The sequence below is a fragment of the Chryseobacterium sp. R2A-55 genome, assembly GCF_021401085.1.
GTDB lineage: Bacteria > Bacteroidota > Bacteroidia > Flavobacteriales > Weeksellaceae > Kaistella.
In genome coordinates this window covers 1-1339 of record NZ_JACBFP010000028.1, presented here as the reverse complement: position 1 = coordinate 1339, position 1339 = coordinate 1, and the positions used below count along the sequence as shown (strand labels likewise).

Below are 1339 nucleotides of genomic sequence, written 5' to 3'. Positions count from 1 at the left end.
GTTTTTTTGATATGTTAAAAATTCATCATTACACGTTTATCTGGAGCGATCGGGGTGGTTATTTATCCGTAATACGCTACACAAAAGTAGTGATAAAACCCTAATATCCAATACTTTGTCATTTTGTTTGGTTTTATGAATAAAAAAAATTAGTACTTCAGATAATATACGTATATTTACGCGTTATAGCCAATGGTAGGGAAACCGAACCTCCGAAACAAAAGCAGAAAATAAAATGACAATAAAAGAAGCGATTATTAAAAGCCTTGAAGATTTAGACAGACTGGCTAATTCCATTGAAATATGCGACCATATATTGGCAAATAATTATTATGAATTTGCTGGAAAAACTCCACCTGCAACAGTTTCAGCTCAATTAGGTGACTTCATTCGAAACGGAGATACGAGAGTAAAGCGAATAAAGCAAAGCAACGGGACTTATTCCTATTACCTGACCAAAAACGAACAAAATATTGGAATTGATATTTTGAGTGGCGATACTGAAACTCAAATTACTAAACCAATCAAAATAAATAAATCAAAAACTTACGAAGAAAGAGATTTACACAAACTTTTGAGTAGTTACTTAAAAAATACAGACACATACTCTAAGACAATTTTTCACGAACAATCTAACGGAAAAGATAATAATCAAATTTGGACACATCCAGATATGATTGGAATTAAGTTCTTGAATTTACAGACAAAAGCAAGTCAAAATTTTTTAAAATCAATAAATCGAGTTGACACTTTTAAATTAAGCTCATACGAACTTAAAAGAGAAATTAACAGCGACAGCGAACTTAAGAAAGCTTTTTTTCAAGCTGTTTCGAATTCGAGTTGGGCAAATTATGGATATTTGGTTGCCTTTGAGTTTAGCGATAGTTTGAATGAAGAAATGGCAAGACTAAATCAATCTTTCGGAATTGGAATTGTTGAACTAAATGCAAATCCTTATCAAAGTAAAGTGCTATTTCCAGCAGTTTATAGAGATTTAGATTTTAAAACGATTGACAAACTTTGCAAAATGAATAAAGAGTTTGAGAAATTCATTGAGCAGACAGAGAAGTTAATGACAGCAAGCGAAAAATATGCTTCTGGTGCAGAAAAGGAACTTGACGAATTCTGTGATGACTATTTCGCTAACGACACGGAAGTTGAAAACTATTGTAGAGATAAACATATACCAACAGACGAAGAATGACAAGAACCACTGGCTATAATAACTAAGCTTTCGTTGGGCTTGAAAAGCCAACAATGAAAGCCCGTTGAACGGAAGCTCCGGTAGCTTTTCGACAGTATTTTGGTTCTCTTATGGGGATTTCGTTTTTAGCATTCA

At 33.1% G+C, this 1339-nt stretch carries 1 protein-coding gene; it reads left to right on the top strand.

Annotation, left to right across the window (positions count from 1 at the left end; all coding sequences use genetic code 11):
• The first annotated feature begins 235 nt into the window (after window positions 1-235).
• On the top strand, window positions 236-1204 hold the full coding sequence (locus L0951_RS13640) for a COG2958 family protein (RefSeq protein ID WP_234111809.1): 969 nt from the start codon (window positions 236-238) through the stop codon (window positions 1202-1204).
• Window positions 1205-1339: the final 135 nt, after the last annotated feature.

Excerpts from the sequence above, each read along its gene's own strand:
- L0951_RS13640 (WP_234111809.1), top strand. The coding sequence starts at position 236 with ATGACAATAAAAGAAGCGATTATTAAAAGCCTTGAAGATTTAGACAGA.